General features: G+C 71.6%; 18 protein-coding genes. 13 read left to right on the top strand and 5 right to left on the bottom strand.

Annotation, left to right across the window (positions count from 1 at the left end):
• Window positions 1–47: 47 nt before the first annotated feature.
• The 7 genes from ITJ59_RS03385 (at window position 48) to ITJ59_RS03355 (ending at window position 7673) form a co-directional block, all read left to right on the top strand.
• The gene (locus ITJ59_RS03385) at window positions 48–764 is read left to right on the top strand and encodes a GntR family transcriptional regulator (protein WP_194649707.1); all 717 of its coding nucleotides are present in this window, start codon (window positions 48–50) and stop codon (window positions 762–764) included.
• A 91-nt stretch (window positions 765–855) separates the two neighbouring features.
• A complete protein-coding gene (locus tag ITJ59_RS03380; RefSeq protein ID WP_194649706.1) occupies window positions 856–1878 on the top strand; it encodes a sugar phosphate isomerase/epimerase family protein in 1023 nt (340 codons plus the stop codon).
• Window positions 1875–2828, top strand: a complete 954-nt coding sequence (locus tag ITJ59_RS03375) for a 3-hydroxyacyl-CoA dehydrogenase family protein (RefSeq protein ID WP_131878002.1) — start codon at window positions 1875–1877, stop codon at window positions 2826–2828. Before ITJ59_RS03380 ends, ITJ59_RS03375 begins: the two co-directional genes overlap by 4 nt.
• Window positions 2829–2839: 11 nt before the next feature.
• Window positions 2840–3601 (top strand): SDR family NAD(P)-dependent oxidoreductase, encoded by a 762-nt coding sequence (locus ITJ59_RS03370; RefSeq protein WP_194649705.1) that lies wholly within the window; start codon window positions 2840–2842, stop codon window positions 3599–3601.
• Between the two features lie 120 nt (window positions 3602–3721).
• A complete protein-coding gene (locus ITJ59_RS03365; RefSeq protein WP_194649704.1) occupies window positions 3722–5113 on the top strand; it encodes an MFS transporter in 1392 nt (463 codons plus the stop codon).
• Window positions 5110–6825 carry a dihydroxyacetone kinase family protein gene (locus tag ITJ59_RS03360; protein ID WP_194649703.1) on the top strand — a complete coding sequence of 572 codons (1716 nt, stop codon included), beginning with the start codon at window positions 5110–5112 and terminating at the stop codon, window positions 6823–6825. The genes ITJ59_RS03365 and ITJ59_RS03360 overlap by 4 nt, the downstream gene beginning before the upstream one ends.
• Window positions 6822–7673, top strand: a complete 852-nt coding sequence (locus ITJ59_RS03355; RefSeq protein WP_194649702.1) for a triose-phosphate isomerase family protein — start codon at window positions 6822–6824, stop codon at window positions 7671–7673. Before ITJ59_RS03360 ends, ITJ59_RS03355 begins: the two co-directional genes overlap by 4 nt.
• A gap of 9 nt (window positions 7674–7682) precedes the next feature.
• Here ITJ59_RS03355 and ITJ59_RS03350 read toward each other — a convergent pair whose 3' ends face one another.
• The 3 genes from ITJ59_RS03350 to ITJ59_RS03340 all read right to left on the bottom strand — a co-directional run bounded on the left by ITJ59_RS03350 (window position 7683) and on the right by ITJ59_RS03340 (window position 10451).
• Complete coding sequence (locus ITJ59_RS03350) at window positions 7683–8354, bottom strand: response regulator (RefSeq protein WP_194649701.1); 672 nt, start codon at window positions 8352–8354, stop codon at window positions 7683–7685.
• Window positions 8351–9562: a sensor histidine kinase gene (locus tag ITJ59_RS19545; RefSeq protein WP_194649700.1), complete on the bottom strand. Its 1212-nt coding sequence runs from the start codon at window positions 9560–9562 to the stop codon at window positions 8351–8353. The genes ITJ59_RS03350 and ITJ59_RS19545 overlap by 4 nt, the downstream gene beginning before the upstream one ends.
• A 202-nt stretch (window positions 9563–9764) precedes the next feature.
• Entirely contained in the window at window positions 9765–10451 is a 687-nt protein-coding gene (locus ITJ59_RS03340; protein ID WP_194649699.1) for an SDR family NAD(P)-dependent oxidoreductase, read from the bottom strand.
• Window positions 10452–10559: 108 nt separating this feature from the next.
• Between ITJ59_RS03340 and ITJ59_RS03335 the strand changes: the two genes are divergently transcribed.
• Both ITJ59_RS03335 and ITJ59_RS03330 read left to right on the top strand, forming a co-directional pair.
• Window positions 10560–11312, top strand: coding sequence for a hypothetical protein (locus ITJ59_RS03335; protein WP_194649698.1), 753 nt, complete (start codon window positions 10560–10562; stop codon window positions 11310–11312).
• Window positions 11309–12151 (top strand): hypothetical protein, encoded by an 843-nt coding sequence (locus ITJ59_RS03330; RefSeq protein WP_228510774.1) that lies wholly within the window; start codon window positions 11309–11311, stop codon window positions 12149–12151. Before ITJ59_RS03335 ends, ITJ59_RS03330 begins: the two co-directional genes overlap by 4 nt.
• A gap of 13 nt (window positions 12152–12164) precedes the next feature.
• On the opposite strand, the gene ITJ59_RS03325 is transcribed toward ITJ59_RS03330, so the two are convergent.
• The gene (locus ITJ59_RS03325) at window positions 12165–12815 is read right to left on the bottom strand and encodes a helix-turn-helix domain-containing protein (protein ID WP_323749383.1); all 651 of its coding nucleotides are present in this window, start codon (window positions 12813–12815) and stop codon (window positions 12165–12167) included.
• A complete protein-coding gene (locus ITJ59_RS03320; protein WP_194649696.1) occupies window positions 12812–14329 on the bottom strand; it encodes an APC family permease in 1518 nt (505 codons plus the stop codon). Before ITJ59_RS03320 ends, ITJ59_RS03325 begins: the two co-directional genes overlap by 4 nt.
• Window positions 14330–14549: 220 nt before the next feature.
• Here ITJ59_RS03320 and ITJ59_RS03315 point away from each other — a divergent pair, with 220 nt between their 5' ends.
• From ITJ59_RS03315 to ITJ59_RS03300, 4 genes are all read left to right on the top strand, one after another.
• Complete coding sequence (locus ITJ59_RS03315) at window positions 14550–16043, top strand: APC family permease (RefSeq protein ID WP_194649695.1); 1494 nt, start codon at window positions 14550–14552, stop codon at window positions 16041–16043.
• An 80-nt stretch (window positions 16044–16123) separates the two neighbouring features.
• Window positions 16124–18157: a primary-amine oxidase gene (locus ITJ59_RS03310; protein WP_194649694.1), complete on the top strand. Its 2034-nt coding sequence runs from the start codon at window positions 16124–16126 to the stop codon at window positions 18155–18157.
• A gap of 1 nt (window position 18158) precedes the next feature.
• Window positions 18159–18758: a hypothetical protein gene (locus ITJ59_RS03305; RefSeq protein ID WP_194649693.1), complete on the top strand. Its 600-nt coding sequence runs from the start codon at window positions 18159–18161 to the stop codon at window positions 18756–18758.
• Between the two features lie 151 nt (window positions 18759–18909).
• The gene (locus ITJ59_RS03300) at window positions 18910–19092 is read left to right on the top strand and encodes a hypothetical protein (RefSeq protein WP_194649692.1); all 183 of its coding nucleotides are present in this window, start codon (window positions 18910–18912) and stop codon (window positions 19090–19092) included.
• The last annotated feature ends 5 nt before the right edge of the window (window positions 19093–19097 follow it).

Genomic DNA, 19097 nt, shown 5'->3' with positions numbered 1-19097 from the left:
GGGGCCCTCCCAACGAGCCCGAGTCGTGGATTCTCTAGGATCGACCCATGTCCACGACCATGCCCGGCTTCGGGACGGAGCGCATCGCACAGCTCGGCCTGCGCGACCGCGTCTACGACCGGGTGCTCGAGGTCCTGATGGGCCACGACGCCGAACCGGGCATGCGGCTTTCGATCGACGGCCTCGCCCGCACCCTCGGCGTCTCCCCGACCCCGGTGCGCGAAGCCCTGGTGCAACTCGAACGCACCGGCCTCGTCACCCGACAGGCCAACAAGGGCTACCGGGTCTCCCCACCCCTGGCCGGCGACCAGCTCGAGGCCCTGTTCGACGCCCGGCTCATCGTGGAGAGCGGCGCCGTCGAGCTCGCCGCCCGCGGTGACGTCGACGCCCTGCGGGTGCGGCTCGGTACGGCGCTCGACGAGCAGGCTGCGATCGCAGACGAGGTCGCGGCGGTCGGTGCTGCGCAGGCACCGGAAGAACTCATGGCCCGGTTCTTCCGCAGCGACTGGCAGTTCCACCAGCTGATCTTCGATGCCACGCGGAACCCGTTCCTCGAGGAGATGTCCGAGATCATCACGACCCGCGTGCACCGGATGCGGCAGATCGTCGAGGGTGGCGGGGACGACACCGACCGCGCCGTGCACGAGCACCGAGCGGTGATCGATGCCCTCGCGGTCGGGCCGGCCGAAGCGGTCGCGGCGATGCGGCACCACATCGACGCCGTCCGGCTCCGGTCGCGCGAGGACGCTTCGCACACGAGCTGATCCCGCAGGGGTTGCGCTCTGTCGAGGTGCGAGTATCTTTCCTATAGGAAAGAGGTTCATCGATGAGCCTCGACATGCGAAGGAGCATTCCGTGAGCACACCGCAGGACTGGGTCGACCAGGATTGGGACCCCACCACCTGGACGTCGAAGACCTGGCCGATCGCCGCCTGTCTGCACGGATTCGCCCAGGTGACGCGCGACGGCACCGCGTTCCACGATGCTCCGGCCGAGGTCTGGGACGACGTGTTCGCACAGATCGCAGCCGCCGGGTTCTCGCTCGCCGAGCTCGCCGACAGCCACATCCGCCCCGCAGACCTCGAAGCCTCCCGCCGCGACGAGCTGTTCGCCGTTGCGAAGGCGCACGGCATCGGGATCCCGTCCGTGCACTTGCAGCGCAAGAGCGTCATCCAGCCCGGGCACGAGGAGGACAACCTCGCCTACGCCCACCGCACCATCGACGCGGCGGCCGAGTGGGGCATGCAGGTGTTCTCGACCGGCCTGCACCAGCCGTTCACCGAGGCCCAGAAGCGCGCGCTGTGGTTCTGGACCGCGCAGGGCCCGAAGGACCCGGACGACCCCGAGGTCTGGGCCGCCGCGGTCAAGCGACTGCGTGAGCTCGGCGAGCACGCTGCGAGCGTCGGGCTGCCGATGGCCCTGGAGCTGTACGAAAACACGTACCTCGGCAGCGCCGACAGCGCCGTGCGCCTGGTCGAGGACATCGGGCTCGACAACGTCGGGCTGAATGCGGACGTCGCGAACCTGATCCGCCTGCACCGGCCGATCGAGGACTGGCGGGAGCTCTTCGCGAAGACCATGCCGCACACGAACTACCTGCACGTGAAGAACTACACGCGTGACGAGGCCGGCGACGGCAGCTGGGCGACGAGCGCGCCGAGCACCATGGAGACGGGCCTCATCAACTACCGCCAGGTCCTGCGCGACGCGGTCGCCGACGGGTTCCGCGGGATCGTCATGACCGAGCAGTACGGCGGGGACAGCCTCGGTGTCTGCGCCACCAACCAGCAGTACATCCGATCCGTCCTCGCGACGACGAAGCTCGACGCGACGGCGACCCCGACTGCAGCAACCAGCACCGAAGGAGCAATCCGATGAGCACCCTCGACATCGCCGTCGTCGGGTCCGGCTACATGGGCGGCGGGATCGCCCAGGTCCTCGCCCTCGCCGGCCACACCGTCCGGATCGCCGACGTCTCGGCCGAGATCGCCGCGTCCAACCGCGCCCGGCTCATCGCGGAGACCGAGCAGTTCGTCGCGGACGGCCTGTTCCCCGCGGACGCCGTGGCGCGCGTCGACGCCCACCTCAGCGCAGCCGCCTCCATCGAGGAAGCGGTCGCGGAGGCCGACTTCATCGAGGAGGCCGTCCCCGAGAAGATCGAGATCAAGCACGCGACCCTCCGCCGCATCAGCGAAGCCGCCCGCCCCGACGCGATCATCGGCTCGAACACCTCGACGATCCTGATCGAGTCGCTCGCCGAGGCCGTTGTCGGTCCGGAGCGGTTCCTCGGCGTGCACTTCTCGAACCCGGCACCGTTCATCCCCGGCGTCGAGCTCATCCCGCACCCGACCACGAACGAGCACGCGATCGCGGTCGGCGAGACCGTCGTCGCCGCGACCGGCAAGCAGTCGGCGCGGGTGAAGGACTCGACCGGGTTCGTCCTGAACCGCCTGCAGTACGCGCTGTTCGAGGAAGCGACGAAGATCGCCGACGAGGGCATCGCCACCCCCGACGACATCGACACCATCGTGCGGACCACGTTCGGGTTCCGCCTGCCGTTCTTCGGCCCGTTCGCGATCGCCGACATGGCCGGGCTCGACGTCTACGCGTTCTGCTTCGAGTCGCTGCAGACCCGCTGGCCCGAGCGCTTCGCCACCCCGCCGTCGCTGCAGCAGCACGTCGACGCGGGCGAGCTCGGCACGAAGTCCGGCGCCGGGTACCTCGAGGTGCCGGCCGACCGGACGCCGGAGCTCGTCGCCTACCGCAACAAGGCCTACGTCGCGATGCAGAAGCTGCTCGACGACCTCGGCCCGGCGCCGATCCACTGAGCGGCACGACGATGCGCAACGAACAGCAAACCGCCGTCCTGACCGGAGCGGCGTCACCGCGCGGCATCGGTCGCGCCACCGCCCACCACCTGGCCGAGGCCGGCTGGGACATCGGCATCATCGACCTCGACCAGACCGCCAGCGAACAGGTCGCCACCGAGATCCGTGAGCAGCACGGCGTCCGTGCGGTCGGCGTCGGCGCGAACGTCGCCGACGAGACCGCGGTCCGGGCAGCGTTCGACACGATCGAGGCGGAACTCGACCCCGTCGTCGCCCTCGTCAACCTGGCCGGCGTCTCGTCCGCGCACGCCTACCTCGACCTGCCCGAGGGGGAGTGGCACCGCGTGCTGTCGATCAACCTCGACGGCGTGCACTTCGCCAGCCTGCGGGCAGCGGAGTCGATGGTGCAGCACGGCTACGGCCGCATCGTGAACCTGTCGTCGGTTTCCGCCCAGCGCGGCGGCGGCACCTTCAGCAAGACCCCGTACACGGTGGCGAAGGCCGGCGTGATCGGCCTGACCCGTGGCCTGGCGCGCGAGCTCGGCCCGCGCGGCGTCACGGTCAACGCGATCGCCCCCGGTCCGATCGACACCGACATCATGGGCGGCACCCTGACCGAGGAACGGAAGGCCGAGATGGCCGCCGACGGCGTGCTGCCGCGTATCGGCACCCCGCGGGACATCGCTGCGGCCATCGCGTACCTGATCAGCGAGGACGCCGGGTTCGTCACGGGCCAGACGCTCAACGTCGACGGCGGCCTGTACATGCACTAGGGCCAGCCGCCCACGGAACGCGCGCCGACCACGCGACGCGATCCGTGCCTCCCGTCCGGACGACCGAACCGACCGCCGGACGCCAGAACGACCGCACCGTGCTCGCAAAGGAGCGAACCCGTGTCCCTTCCCCCTGCCCCCGCGCTCGGGTCGACGAACGACCCCGGCCTGCAGTCCGCCATCCGCAAGGCGACGACGCACCTGATGCCGATGCTCGTCATCCTGTACTTCGTCGCGTTCCTCGACCGCACCAACGTCGGCTTCGCCGAAGAAGCACTGAGCGTCGACCGCGGCATCTCGGACGCGGCTTTCGCCCTCGGCGCCGGCATCTTCTTCATCGGCTACGCGATCTTCGAGATCCCGTCGAACCTGCTGCTCAAGCGCTTCGGCGCCCGGTTCTGGCTCGCCCGCATCGCGGTCACGTGGGGCATCGTCGCCGCGCTGTTCGCCTTCACGACGAACGACACGATGTTCATCGTCCTGCGCTTCATCCTCGGTGTGACCGAGGCGGGGCTGTTCCCGGGTGTGATCATGTACCTGTCGGAGTGGTTCCCGAACAAGGTGCGTGTGCGGATGTTCGCAATCTTCTACCTGGCGCAGCCGTTCTCGCAGATGATCGGCGCCCCGTTGTCCGGCGGACTGCTGAGCTTCGGCGATCAGGCGACCCCGTTCCACGGCTGGCAGGTCATGTTCTTCGGCGAGGGGATCCTGGCGGTGCTCGCCGGCATCGCGGCCCTGGTGTTCCTGACGAACAGTCCGCAGCAGGCGAAGTGGCTCGAGCCGGGCGAGAAGCAGTCGCTCACGGCGGCGATGGCACGCGAGGACACCGCCCGCAGCGCCGACGGTCCGACCGGCATCTGGAAGGCCATGGCGAGCGGCCGGGTCTGGTACTTCACGATCATCTACTTCTGCCTGCAGGTCGCCGTGTACGGCACGACGTTCTACCTGCCGCAGCAGGTGTCCTCGCTGCTCGGGCAGGACGTCGGGTGGCAGGTCGGCCTGGTCACCGCGATCCCGTGGCTCGTCGGGTTGGTGGCCTGCTACCTGGTCGGCTCGAAGGCGGACTCGGTCGGTCGTCGCCGTCGCTGGGGCACGATGTTCTACATCACGACCGGGCTCTCGATCCTCGGCTCGGCCTGGGCCGGCGCGAACGGGCAGCCGATCCTGGGCATCGTGTTCATCACGCTGGCGGTCGCGAGCTTCCTGGCCGTCGGCCCGATCACGTGGGCGTACCCGACGGCGTTCCTCACCGGGGCAGCCGCCGCGGCGGGCATCGGCCTGATCAACTCGCTCGGCAACCTGGGCGGGTTCGTCGCCCCGATCATGCGCACGGCGATCAACGAGGTGGTGCCGACCGACAGCGGCGCGTTCGGGATCGTCTCGCTCGGGGTCCTGGCGTTCGTCGCGGCCGTGATGATCTTCTGCACGAAGTTCTTCCGGGGGTCGAAGGCGGACGATCTCCTCGACACCTCGCATGTCCGCACCACGACGTCGAAGGAGACGAACGCGTGACCAGACTGTTCAACGACCCGGCGGACTTCGCCGACGAGGCGACCGACGGCTTCGTCGCCGCGAACGAACGTTGGGTGCGGAAGGTGCACGGCGGCGTCGCCCGCGCCACCACCAGCCCCGAGGGCACGGTCGCCGTCGTGATCGGTGGCGGCTCCGGCCACTACCCGGCGTTCGGTGGACTCGTCGGGCCCGGCCTGGCAGCCGGTGCCGCGATGGGCAACCTGTTCGCCAGTCCCAGCGCCCAGCAGGTGGCCGGCGTCGCCCGGGCCGCCGAGCACGGCGGCGGGGTGCTGCTGAGCTACGGCAACTACGCCGGCGACGTCCTGAACTTCGACGCCGCGGCGCGCACGCTCGAGACCGACGGCATCCCGGTCCGGACGGTCCGGGTCACCGACGACGTGGTGAGTGCGCCGGCGGACCGCGCGCAGGAACGGCGTGGCATCGCGGGCGACCTCTGCGTCTTCAAGGTCGCCGGTGCCGCCGCCGAGCAGGGCCGTCGCCTCGACGAGGTCACGGCCGTCGCCGAGCGCGCCAACGACCGCACGCGATCGTTCGGCGTCGCGTTCTCCGGCTGCTCCCTGCCCGGTGCCGACGAACCCCTGTTCACGGTGCCCGAGGGGCGGATGGCCATCGGCATGGGCATCCACGGCGAGCGGGGCATCGACGAGACGGACGTGCCCACCGCGGACGGCCTGGCCGAGCTGCTGGTGTCCCGTCTGCTCGACGAACTGCCCGACGGGGTGACGCTCGACGGAGAGAACGGCGCGCGCGTCGTCCCGATCCTGAACGGGCTGGGCAGCGTCAAGTACGAGGAGCTCTTCGTCGTCTACCGCTCCGTGCAGCAGCGGCTCGCCGACGCAGGGGTCGTCATCGTCGAACCCGAGGTCGGCGAACTCGTCACGAGCTTCGACATGGCCGGCGTCTCGCTCACCCTGTTCTGGCTCGACGCCGAACTCGAGGAACTCTGGGCAGCGCCCGCGGACACCCCCGCCTACCGCAAGGGTGGCGCCGTCCCGCAGGAACGCGTCGACCCCTCCACCGTCGAAGCGGACGCCGAGGGTGTCGCCATCGGCGCGGCGAGCGACGACTCACGGGCGGTCGGCGAGCGGGTCGCGGCCGGCTTCGCCGCCGTCCGCGCGCTCCTCGACGAGCACGCCGACGAGCTCGGGCGCATCGACGCCGTCGCCGGTGACGGCGACCACGGCATCGGCATGCAGCGCGGCGCGCACGCCGCAGCGGCAGCGGCCACGGATGCAGTAACCGCCCGCGCAGGTGTCGGTACCGTCCTGCGGATCGCCGGCGACGCCTGGTCGGACAAGGCCGGCGGCACGTCCGGTGCGATCTGGGGAGCCGGCCTGGAGGCACTGGGTCGCGTCCTCGGGGACGACGAGCGTCCGTCGGCCGCCACGGTCCAGAGCGCGGTGCACGCCGCCACCGAGGCGGTCCTCGCGTTCGGCGCGACCACCGGTGACAAGACCATGGTCGACGCGCTGGTGCCCTTCGACGAGGTGCTCCGCACCCGGATCGACGCGGGGGCGTCGCTCGCGGACGCCTGGGCGGACGCCGTCAGCGCCGCCCGCGAGGCCGCCGACGCCACCGCGTCGCTCGTGCCGAAGATGGGCCGTGCACGCACCCACGCCGAGCAGGCCGTCGGCACACCGGACCCGGGTGCGGTGTCGTTCGCGCTCATCGTGGAGACGCTCGCACCGTGATCACCATCGGGGTGTCGTTGAAGACGTACTTCTCGCACGCCCGGACCCTGCAGTGGTCGGGGGCCGTCGCCGAGATCGCCCGGCGGCACCCCGCGACCCGGTCGGGAGCGGCCTCGCTGTTCGTGGCGCCGACGTTCCCGGCGCTCGTCACCGTGCGTGACGTGCTGGCCGGGTCCGGGGTGCTCCTGGCCGCGCAGGACCTGTCGTGGGCCGACGAAGGGGCGTTCACCGGTGAGGTCTCGGGCGCCGAACTGCGGGAGATCGGGGTCGACCTGGTCGAGATCGGGCACGCCGAACGACGCTCCCTGTTCCACGAGGACGACGCGACCGTCACCGCGAAGGTGCACGCGGCCTTCCGCAACGACCTGCACCCGCTCCTCTGTGTCGGGGAGACGACCCGGGCCTCTCCCCACGAGCTCGGCCGTCACGCCGCTCCGCAAGCTCCGCAGCGTGCCGGAACCGGCTCGCGTGGGCCCAGGCCGGGTGCAGCGGAAGCCGTGGCGGAGGTGACCGCGCAGCTCGACCGTGCCGTCTCGTCCGCCGTCGCGGACGGTCTGGCCGGGGCGCTGACCGTCGCCTACGAGCCGGTGTGGGCGATCGGTGCGCCCGCGCCGGCGCCGGACGACCACATCGTGGCGGTGCTCGCGGGGATCGAGCAGCACCTCGCCACGCGACCCGAGCTGCGCGGGAGCACCGTGCTGTACGGGGGCAGCGCAGGTCCGGGGTTGCTCACCCGCGGGCAGGGGCGGATCAGCGGGCTGTTCCTCGGTCGGTTCGCGCACGATCCGGCTGCGGTCGAGACCGTCCTGGACGAGGTCGCAGCGCTCGACCTCGGCGGCCTTGAATAGGCATACCTTTCAAGCGTCGCGGGTACCCGCCAGCCCGTGGTCGTGCGCGTAGACCACGAGCTGCACGCGGTCCCGCAGCGAGAGCTTGCCGAGGATGCTCGAGATCTGCGTCTTCACGGTCGACTCGGTGACGTACTCCTTCGTCGCGATCTCGGCGTTCGAGAGCCCGCGGGACGCCCAGCCGAACACCACCCGCTCGCGTTCGGTCAGCGCCTGGAACTCCGGCGGTTGCGGGGCGGGTGCCTTCGCGACGTCGGCGCCGAAGAGCTGCGCGAGGTCGTTCGGAGCGATCACCGAGCTGCCCTCGTGCACGGCGCGGACCGCGGCGAACAGGAACGTCGGCGTGGCGTCCTTGAGCAGGAAGCCGCTCGCGCCGAGCCGGATCGCGGTCGCGGCGGCGGGGTCGAGCCCGAACGTGGTGAGCACCACGACGCGGGGGAGCGGGCCCTCGACGGCGCCGGAGAACAGCTGACGGACGGTCTCGACGCCGTCCATGCCGGCCATGCGCATGTCGAGCAGCATCACGTCGGGTCGGAGCTCCTGGATGCGGGCGAGCGCCTCGGCACCGTCCGCGGCCTCGCCCACCACCTGCATGTCGTCCTGCGCGTCGAGCACCACGCGCAGACCGGCGCGGAACAGCGCCTGGTCGTCGGTGAGCAGGATCCTGATCGGGTCGGTCATCGGACGGGTCCCCCTTGGACGTCGAACGGGATGCGGGCGCGTGCGGCGAACACGTCGTCCAGCGCGGCGGCGTCGAACGACCCGCCGAGTGCGGTGAGGCGGGTGTGCATGCCGTCGATCCCCCGGCCGGAGCCCCCGGTTGTGCCGTCACCGACGACGTTCTCGACCTCGAGCACGACGTCGGCGCTCCGCCAGGTCTCACGGACCACGACGGGCAGCCCCGGAGCACCGTGCCGGAGCGCGTTCGTCAGCATCTCCTGCAGCACGCGACGGGCAGCGGTGCCGGTGTCGGGTCGGAGTGTGATCGGGACCCCGCGGACGGTGCGGTCGACGTCGACGCCGGCCTCGCGGATGCCCTGCACGATCTCCTCGAGCGAGCCCGGGTCGGTCGTCTCCCCGGAGCCGTCGATGTGCCCGAGCACCTGGCGGACCTCGACCAGGGAGCTGCGGGCGGTGCTGGCGATGGTGGCGCTGACCTCGCGGATGCGGGCCTCGTCGGCCAGGAACGGCACCGAGTCCGCCTGCGCGATGATCACCGCGAGCGAGTGGCCGACGACGTCGTGCACGTCGCGGGCGATGTCCGCGCGGATGCGCTCGGACTCCGCGACGTCGATGGCCCGGGTGGCGGTCGCCTCGGCCTCGGTGGCGACGGCCTCGGCGCGCGACGCTGCCGCCTCGGCGTCGGCGCGGCGGACCGACTCGCGGTCGCGCGAGCGGAAGGCCCGGACGGCGACCCCGCCGGCCCACACCCCGAGCAGTGCGGCGACCGGTGCGGCCATCGCGAGGAAGGCCTGGTCGCGCGGGCCGTTGAGCAGCACGAGGTACCGGAAGCCGGTGACGGCGAGGTAGAGCGTCGCACCGACCCCGGCGACGAACGCGAGCACGCCCGAGACGATGACCTCGGTCCGGGTGCCGACGACGGCCGTGGTGCCGATGACGACGAAGATGGCGAGGTCGACGAGTGACGGGCGCTCACCGCCGCCGACCTGGACGATCCCGAGGACCACGACCAGCAGCATCGCGGCCGACGGGGAGACCCGACGGAGCGCGATCGCACCGGCGGCGGCGAGCACCGCGAGGAAGCTCGCGTGCTCGAGTTCGACCTCGATCGGCAGCAGGAAGACGAACGCCGCGAGGACCGCCCACGCCACGTCCACGGCGATCGAACGGGCGGCGAGCGGCCGGATGAACGTGCGCCGGTCCGTCACGGCTCGATCATCGCATGGCGGCGAGGGCGATGACGGTGATGGCGACGATGGCGGCGCAGACCAGCAGCGTGGCGATCGTGTGTTTCGTCGAGGACTCCATGCCACCAGACTCGCGGCCCGGCGCCACGGGGGCATCGGGCGCAGGGGCGAAGCGCTTCGTCCCTGCGGGTGAAGCGCGGGGCGACCACCCGGTACTCGGGGATCAGACGACGACGGACCCGAGCTGACGGTGCGCGATCGAGACGGACTCGCCGGACACCGCGTTCAGTGGCGACGACAGGAACGCGATGAGGTCGGCGATCTGCTGCGGCGTCGAGTCGCCGGGGCCTCCTGGACGGACCTCGGCGGACGGGGTGTCCGTCACCATCCCGGGGTTGACGACGTTCACCGTGACCCCGGTCCCCGCCACGTCGTCGGCCAGGTTCTTCGCGATGACGCTCACCGCCGTGTTCCGGAGCGACGCCGTGATGTTGCCGGAGAAGTAGGCGTTCTGGCCGCTCACCACGACCACGCGGCCGAACCCGGCCTCGCGCTGCGCGGGGAGCACGGCGTTCGCGATCCGGAGGAACCCGAGGGCCTTGCCGTCGATCGCGTCGAGGACCTGCTCCGGGTCGGACTTCCGGGCCGGGTCGAGCGTGCTCGCACTCGGTGCGGCGGTCACGACGAGCACGTCGATGCGCCCGTGCCGCTCGAGGACGGTGGCGATGCCCGCGTCCACCGACTCCTGCGAGGCGGTGTCGATCGACACGCTGCCGTCGGAGTCGTCGGCGCTGCGGGACGCGACGACGACGGTCGCCCCCTCGGCTCGGAGGCGGTCGGCGACGGCGGCACCGATGTACCCCTTGCCTCCGACGACGAGTGCGACACGGTTCTTGAGTTCGAGGTCCACGCGCCCACGCTATGCCGATTGCCCGGCCGAGGTCATGCGGCTCTGCGCGATCATTCTCGAATTCGAGACGGTCATCCGCGATTGTCTCATTCTTGATACGATCGTTCGGTGCAGATCGACCAGGTCATCCCCGAGCTCCGCGGCACCGCTGCCTTCGGTGCGACCCGGATCGCCGCCCGTTCCGGAGTGAGCCGGCCGACGGTCTACCGCATGCTCGGTGGCGCGTCGCCGCGGATCGACGACCTCCGCGAGCTCGCCATCGCGGCGGGCTTCGACCTCGACGTCACGCTCTCCGTCCTGAGTGATCCGCTCGCAGCGGTGGCGGCGCGTGCACGTCTCGGCGACGACCGCCTGGCCGAATGGGCTGATGCCGCGTCCGAGTGGGCCGCACGTCTCGAACGGTTCGTCGGGACGGCAGAGCCCGCGGACGCTGCCGCCGTGATCGCGGAGGCGGGGACCGCGACCGCTCCACTCGAACGGGACGGAGCCGTCCTGCTCACCGCCGACACGTGGGACATCGACCGCCTCGTGTCCGCCGGACGCGCATCGAACACGCCGTGGGCGCTGTCCGGCTGGGCGGCGCTCGACGCACTCGGCATCGGTGACGGCATCGTCGCACCGACGATCGTCTGGACCGAGGACCCCCGCGCCTTCGCCCAGCTCGTCGGGGACACGTTCCGCCGCGGACGGGGCGAGGCCGTGGACGTCGCCGTCGTGCCCGCGCACCCGTCGGTGTTCATCGGCGCGACCGAGATCGAGGCGGTCCACCTGGTCGACCCGCTCCAGGGACTCATCGACGCCGCGGGCCTCGGGGGGCCGGCCCGGAGTGCGGTGGCGCAGTACGCGCGGGGTGACCGTTGAGCCCGCGGCAGCCGTGGGAGCTCGGCCCCGGCTCGTACGTCAAACGGCCGGGGCGGCCGACGCCCGTCCCGCCCGGGGAGCGCGCCGGATCGGTCCGGACGTCACCGGACGAGGCCCTCGCCGCGACCGGGGTGTCGTGGGACGCAGCACGGATCGACCTCGGCCGCATCGGACGGTCGTCGTCCTCGCGTGCTCGCCACCGCTTCAGCGCCGTGCTCCCCGATCTCGTGTGGAACGCCGCAGCGCTCGAGGGGAACACGTTCACCCTGCCCGAGGTCCGGACGCTCCTGGACGGTGTCACCGTCGGCGGGCACCCCATCGAGGACGAGCGTCAGGTGTTCGCGCTCGTCGACGGCTACACGCATCTCGATGCGCTCGTCGCGTCACAGGGATTCGTGCTGTCGAAGGTCGTCTCGGACGACCTGCACGGTCGCGTCGCGGTGCACGAGGCCATCGAGTCCGGCGCCTTCCGCGGGGAAGGGGACGTCGGTGGCGGTGGAGCCGTCCGGTTGGCGTCAGGCGGCGTGGTCGACGGCGTGCCCCAGGACGAGCTCGAAGAACGGTTCGCATCGATCTGTGCGTTCGTCGGAGCGCTGGAGGACCCCCGGGAACGTGCGCTGGCCTACTTCGCAGCGGCGACGCGATCCCAGTTCTACTTCGACGGCAACAAGCGCACGGCTCGCCTGATGATGACGGGTCTGCTCATGTCAGAGGGGTACGACGCGGTGAGCATCCCGTTCGTGCGCCAGTTCGAGTTCAACCAGGCGTTGGACATCCTCTTCACGCGGGACGATGCGACCCCGCTGATGGCGTTCGTCGCCGACTGCGCTGCGTCCTGAGCGAGGTCATCCCTCACCCGAGCAGCGGCTCGAGCCGCGTCACCGCCCGGCGCAGGTGCACCAGTGCGTCCCCCGGCGACGACACCCGTGCAGCCGGTGCCGACAGGGTCAGCCCCGCCACGAGCTCTCCGCGCTCGCCGCGGACCGGGAACGCCAGGCACCCGAACCCCGCCGTGAACGCCCCCACCTGGTGCACCGGACCGAGGCCGCCCTCGGCGTGCAGCCGCCCCATCGCGCTCGACCCGGGCGTCGCCCGCAGCGCGGCCTCGTCGAGCAGCGGGAAGTCCGGGTCGACGTCGATGTCACGGACGCCGCCGACGTCGTAGCGCGCCAGGTGCACGCCGGCCCGCACCGCGGAGCGGACGTCGGCGAGCACCGACCGTACGGCCCGGGGCAGCGGTGCGAGCGCCGGAGCGGGCGACACACCGGCCAGGTCGGCGACCTTGTGGCCGAGGGCGAAGCCGCGCAGGTCCGGCAGTCGCACCAGGTACTCGTCCTCGACGAGCAGGGTGATGAGCCGGTAGGTGGTGGCCCGCGGCATCCCGAGGGCCTCCGAGATCTGCTGGGCGGTGACGCCCGGTCCCGCGTGCGCGGCCGCCTCCAGCACCGCGAGGGCGTTCTGGATCGCCTTCGGCTGCCGTGCACGGAGTCCGGGTTCGCTCACCGCACCTCCGCCTGGTGGCCGGTTCCGGCGGACGGACGGGAGGCCCCCAGCAGGTCCGCCTCGACCGGCACGTCGTACACGGCGCGGCTCCGACCCCGTCGCCATGGTCGCCGACGCGTGGCTACCAAGAACGCGACCACCACCGCGGCGACCGTCCCCACGGCGAGGGCGACGGCCGGCCAACGGGACGACGCGGCCTCGACCCCGAGGTAGGTGAGCAGGACGGCGGTGAGCAGGCCCCCGGTCGTGACGGCGACGACCGCGACCCCCGCCGTCAGCTCACCGATGCGCCGCAGGAACACCGGGGCCGCGAAGCACGTCAGGGCGTAGGAGGCGATGTAGCCGAGGGCGGCGACGACGAGCTCGGCCTCCATCAGCGTCCACGTCGGGATCCCGCTCGCCAGGCCCAGGACCGGCAGCACCGTGAGCACCCCGCACGCGACCGCGCCGGCCACGAACGGCGTCCGGAACCGCGGCGACGCCCGACCGAGCACCCGGGGCAGGACGCCCTCGCGGCCCATCGCGAACAGGACCCGCACGAGCGCCGTGGTCGAGGCGATCGCGCACGCCGCGAACGACGCCGCGATCCCGAGGTCGAGCGCCCACCCGATCCACTGCATGCCGAAGGCGTTCGCCAGCTCGTTGACGGGCGAGGCGCTCGCCGCGAGGTCGGCGCCCATGGCGGCGAACCCCATCTGCTGGGCCGCAGCGCTGACCACGTAGAGGACGCCGGCGACCAGGACGGTCCACGAGATCGCGCGGGGGATCGCCTGGAACGGGCGCCGGGCCTCCACACCGAGCACCGACGCGCTCTCGAACCCGACGAACGCGGTCACCGCGAGGGCGGTGCCGACCGCGAACGACGCCGGCTGCGTCGGCCCGAGGGCGACCGCGGAGGCGTCGACGGGGTGCAACCGCGCGACGAGCGCGACGATGAGGACCACGATGACGGCGACCGACAGCGACTCCACGAGCAGCGTCAGCCGCGTCGACAACCGGACCCCGAGGGCGATCACCGCGAAGACCGCGGCGCCCATCACCAGCACGACGACGATCGTGACCAGGGCGTCGTCACCGGCCGCCGGCACGAACCGGGACAGCAGGTAGTCGAGGTAGTACCCGCTGCCGGTGAGCGAGAACATCGCGATGAAGCCGTACCCGAGCAGCAGCGCTGCGCCCGCGACGACCCCGGCGACCGGGCCGAGCCCGAGCGAGACGTAGGTGTAGAGCGACCCGGTGCCGGCGACCCGTCGGACGAACTGGTTCACCGTGCGCCCGACCAGGAACGACAGCGCCATCGCCGCCAGGAGCGACCAGGTGGCGCCCTGCCCCGCGACCGTCGCGACGAGCACCGGGATCGTGGTCGCGGCGGCGGACGGCGCCACGGCGGACACCGACTGGGCGAGGACGTCGACCGGGCCGATGCTGCGCCGGGACAACCCGTCGACGGGGGAGCGCGTGCCGACGCCCGGTACCCGGGGCGGGTCGGCGATGGCTCGGTCGAGCGCGGTCATGCGGCAACCGTAGGGCTGCGCCGTTGCGCCCGTGTCTCGGTGGTGTTTCGGCGGCGTCTCGCGCAAATGAGACGCGTCCGACGGGCACGTCCCATTCGGCGGCGACAGGGCTTCACGCCGGCGGAACGGCACCGCAACGGCGGCACGGGACCGTGGTCACACCCAGCACCACCGGTGTCCCGCACCGCCCCGCCCCACCCACCCGAACCGGAAGGCCACGATGTCCAGCATCACGAAGGACCCCGCGTCACTCGGAGCCGCACCCGCGCCGCAGCGGACCATGCGCGGCTCGCTCGGCGTCACCGCGATCGTGTTCATGGTCGTCGCGGCCGCCGCCCCGCTCACCGTCGTCGGCGGCGCCGCCCCGCTCGGCATGCTGCTCGGCAACGGGGTCGGGTTCCCGTCGCTGTACGCCGCGTCAGCCGTCGTGCTGCTGCTCTTCTCGGTGGGCCTGGCGGCGATGACCCGGCACGTGCCGCGGCCCGGCGCGTTCTTCACGTTCGTCGGGCACGGGCTCGGCCGTCCGGCCGGAGCGGGTGCTGCCACGTTGGCGCTCCTGACGTACACGACCATCCAGGTCAGCGTGCACGGCTACATCGGGTACCTGCTCGGGGTCACTGTCACGGGCCTCGGCGGGCCGGACATCCCCTGGTACGTCTGGTCGCTCGTCGTCGTGGCCCTGGTCGGGATGCTCGGCTACCGGCACATCGACCTGTCGAGCAAGGTGCTCGGCGTGATGCTCGTCGGCGAGGTCGGCATCGTGCTCGTCCTGGTCGCCGCGATCGTGTTCCGCGGTGGGGCCGACGGCCTGTCCCTCGCCCCGTTCGAGCCGACCCAGATCATGTCCGGGTCGCCCGGTGTCGGCCTGATGTTCGCCATCGCCGCGTTCATCGGGTTCGAGGCCACCGCGATCTTCCGTGACGAGGCGAAGGACCCGGAGCGGACCATCCCGCGTGCGACCTACACGGCCGTGATCGGCATCGGCGTCTTCTACACGCTCGCGTCGTGGGGGCTCGTGATGGCCTGGGGCCCCGACGGCATCCTCGCCGAGGTCGCGAAGGACCCGGGATCGCTCATCCTCACCACCGCCGCGCAGTACATCGGCAGCGCCGGCGAGGCCGTGCTCAACGTGCTGCTGCTGACGAGCATGTTCGCCTGCGTCCTGTCGTTCCACAACGTCATCACCCGCTACCAGCACTCGATGGCGAACGCGTCGCTGCTGCCCGCCCGCCTCGGCGACGTGCACCGGAAGCACGCGTCGCCGCACACCTCGAGCCTGGTGCAGACCGTCACCGCGGCCGTCCTGATGGTGCTGTTCGCAGTGCTCGGCCTCGACCCGGTGCTGCAGGTGTTCAGCTGGTTCGCCGGCGTCGCCACCCTGGGCGTCGCGATCCTGATGGCCGCGACGAGCCTCGCCGTCATCGTGTACTTCCGCCGCAACCCCGGTGACCGGCGGGTCTGGAACACCATCGTCGCGCCCGTCCTCGGGTTCCTCGGGCTCGTCGCCGCGGCCGTCCTGATCTGGGTGAACTTCCCGACGCTCGTCGGCGACGTGGACGGTTCCGGCGCGAGCGTCTTCGGTGTCGTGAGCATCGTGCTCACCGGCCTGGTCGTGGTCGTCCCCGTCATCGGCGTGGTGCAGGCGGTGGTACTGCGACGCCGCAGTCGGAGCCGCTACGAGCTGATGCTCGACCGTCTCGCCACCGAGAGCTGACCCGCCGGGCGCCCCACGCGCCTCCCGGCCGAACCGACCTGACCCCACGCACGACGCAACGCGCAAGGAGCACCACGCACATGACGATCACCGACCCGACCACCGCGACCACCGACGCAGCCACCACCACGCACCCGCTCGGCAGCCTGACCCCCGACGAGTTCACCGCCGTGCGCGACCTCGTCACGGCGCAGCCGGACTGGACCGACACCACCCGCTTCGCCTACGTCGGCCTCGAGGAGCCGCACAAGCAGGAGGTCCTGGCGTGGCAGGCCGGCGACGGCCCCCTGCCGGACCGCACGGCCCGGGTGATGCTGCTCGACATGGCGACCGGTCGCTCCACCGACCGCGTCGTGTCGATCACCACCGGCACCGTGCTGCGGACCGACGTGCTCGACGGGTCCCGTGGCCAGCTGCCCGTGCTGATCGAGGAGTTCGACGCCGTCGGCGAGATCGCGAACGCCGACGAGCGCTGGGTCGCCGCCCTGGCGAAGCGCGGCCTGTCCGCCGACGAGGTGAAGTGCGTGCCGCTGTCCGCCGGGTACTACGACTACCCGGAAGAGGTCGGGCGGCGCATCCTGCGCGTGCTCGCGTTCAAGCAGGACCACCCGGCCGACCACGTGTGGGCGCACCCCGTCGACGGCCTGTCGGCGTACGTCGACGCGGCGAACCGCACCGTGACGAGGATCGTGGACGTGGCGGACATGCCCGTGCCGACGACCTCGGGCAACTTCGACGACCCCGCGGTGCAGGGCGAACCGCTCGACCTCAAGCCGATCGTCATCACCCAGCCCGAGGGCCCGTCGTTCCGCGTCGACGGCGAGTTCGTCGAGTGGGCGAACTGGCGGTTCCAGGTCGGCTTCGACGCCCGCGAGGGGCTCGTGCTCCGCCAGCTGTCGTGGCAGGACGGCGAGCGGCTGCGCCCGATCGTGTACCGGGCGTCGATCGACGAGATGCTCGTGCCGTACGGCGACCCGTCGCCGGTGCGGTTCTGGCAGAACTACTTCGACACCGGCGAGTACCTGTTCGGTCGCTTCACGAACTCGCTCGAGCTCGGCTGCGACTGCGTCGGCGAGATCCAGTACTTCGACGCCGTGCTGGCCGACGAACTCGGCAACCCGCAGACCATCCGCAACGGCATCTGCATGCACGAGGAGGACTTCGGCACGCTCTGGAAGCACGGCGACATCTACACCGGGTCGCAGGAGATCCGTCGGTCCCGCCGCCTGGTGATCTCGTTCTTCACGACCGTCGGCAACTACGACTACGGCTTCTACTGGTACCTGTACCTGGACGGCACGATCGAGTGCGAGGCGAAGCTCACCGGCGTGCTCTTCACGTCGTCGTACCCGGGTCGCTCGGACGACGGCGCGGACTACCCGTACGCCTCCGAGGTCGCCCCCGGCCTCGGCGCCCCGTACCACCAGCACCTGTTCTCGGCGCGGCTCGACATGATGGTCGACGGGCTGTCGAATGCCGTGGACGAGGTCGACGCCGTGCGGGTGCCGGTCGGACCGGGCAACGAGCACGGCAACGCGTTCACGAAGTCGGTGACCCGGATCGCGTCGGAGTCGACGTCGGGTCGTCTCGCCGATGCCTCGAAGGCACGCACGTGGTTCGTCTCGAACACCGAGGAGCGCAACCACCTCGACCGCCCCACCGGGTACGTGCTGTACCCGCAGGACGCCCCCGTGCTGCTCGCCGACGACTCGTCCTCCGTCGCCGCCCGTGCCGAGTTCGCCCGCAAGCACCTGTACGTCACGCAGTACGACCCGGCGGAGCGCTTCGCCGCGGGCGACTTCGTGCACCAGAACCCCGGTGGTGACGGGGTGGCCCGCTACGTCGAGGGGGACCGGTCGCTCGACGGCGAGGACATCGTGCTCTGGCACACCTTCGGCCCGACGCACTTCCCGCGGCCCGAGGACTGGCCCGTCATGCCGGTCGACTACGCCAAGTTCACGCTCAAGCCGTACGGGTTCTTCCCGCGGAACCCGGCGCTCAACGTGCCGGCCGCCATCGGAGCGACCGCGGCGTCGCACTGCTCGCACCACGCGTCCGGCGGCGTCGACGCGGCGCACGACGCCGTCACGCACGACCACGGGCACGGACACTGACGTGACCGACCTGCTCGGGCTCGCCGCGATCGTGCCGGCGTCCGCCGGGGCCTGCTGCACGGTCGGGGCCTGGCGCCCCGGCCGTGCGGTCGACGTGGTGGCAGCCGTCGTGATGGTGGCCGCGATGGTGGACGGAGCCTTCGGGCCGCGCGTGCTGCCCGGGGTGCTCTGGTTCGTGGTGCTCGCGCTGCTCGCCGTGGCGGTCGCGGCGGTGCACCGGGTGCAGAGCGCGTCTGGTGCGTCCGGTGCGTCCGGTTCGGACGGGAGGCCCGGGTCGGCTCCGGCGGTCCGGGTCGCGTCGGCGCACGGCCGGTTCGGGCGACTGCACGCGGCGCTCGGTCTGCTGGTGATGGGGGCGATGGGAGTCGGCATGGCGCACGGCCCCGGCATGACCGGGATGTCCGGTGCCGGCATGCACGGGCACGGTGGGGTGGTCGCCGTCACCTGGCAGCTCGTCCTCGGAGGCCTGACCATCGGCTACCTGCTGCTCACTGCCCACATGGTGCGGGACGGCGTCCGGCGCCGGGCTCGGGCGCTCCCCGTCGTCGAGACGCTCGCGATGGGGATCGCGGTCGCGGTGATGTCGGCCGCGATGCTCTGAAGGCCGTCGGCAGACAGGGCTGATTCGCGAAGCGAACGGTTCGGTGCGCAAAACGTACGATTTGCGAATCGTTCGTTGCAGAGAACGTTCACGTCGTGAAATAGTTCAGCTGTCCACACGGGACGCACGGCCGCAGAAGGGCGGGATCGACATGCACAGCACGTACTCCGGGATGCCTCGGGCGGCACGGATCGGTGGCAGCCACACGCGCATCGGCCTGACCGACCCCGCCGTCATCGACGCCTTCGTCGCGCGCCGCATCGAGGACCCGTCGCTGCTGGCACGCCGCCCCGAGCCGGCGTACGCCGACTTCTTCACCGTCCCCGCCGCGTAGCCAGG

The organism is Curtobacterium sp. VKM Ac-1393 (genome assembly GCF_015350995.1).
Taxonomy (GTDB): domain Bacteria; phylum Actinomycetota; class Actinomycetes; order Actinomycetales; family Microbacteriaceae; genus Curtobacterium.
The sequence above is the reverse complement of the archived record's forward strand: the minus strand, read 5'-3'. Positions and strand labels throughout refer to the sequence as shown.

Coding starts and splice junctions, on each gene's coding strand:
- ITJ59_RS03385 (WP_194649707.1), top strand. CDS start 48: ATGTCCACGACCATGCCCGGCTTCGGGACGGAGCGCATCGCACAGCTC.
- ITJ59_RS03375 (WP_131878002.1), top strand. CDS start 1,875: ATGAGCACCCTCGACATCGCCGTCGTCGGGTCCGGCTACATGGGCGGC.
- ITJ59_RS03370 (WP_194649705.1), top strand. CDS start 2,840: ATGCGCAACGAACAGCAAACCGCCGTCCTGACCGGAGCGGCGTCACCG.
- ITJ59_RS03350 (WP_194649701.1), bottom strand. CDS start 8,354: ATGACCGACCCGATCAGGATCCTGCTCACCGACGACCAGGCGCTGTTC.
- ITJ59_RS03320 (WP_194649696.1), bottom strand. CDS start 14,329: ATGACCGCGCTCGACCGAGCCATCGCCGACCCGCCCCGGGTACCGGGC.
- ITJ59_RS03315 (WP_194649695.1), top strand. CDS start 14,550: ATGTCCAGCATCACGAAGGACCCCGCGTCACTCGGAGCCGCACCCGCG.
- ITJ59_RS03310 (WP_194649694.1), top strand. CDS start 16,124: ATGACGATCACCGACCCGACCACCGCGACCACCGACGCAGCCACCACC.
- ITJ59_RS03300 (WP_194649692.1), top strand. CDS start 18,910: ATGCACAGCACGTACTCCGGGATGCCTCGGGCGGCACGGATCGGTGGC.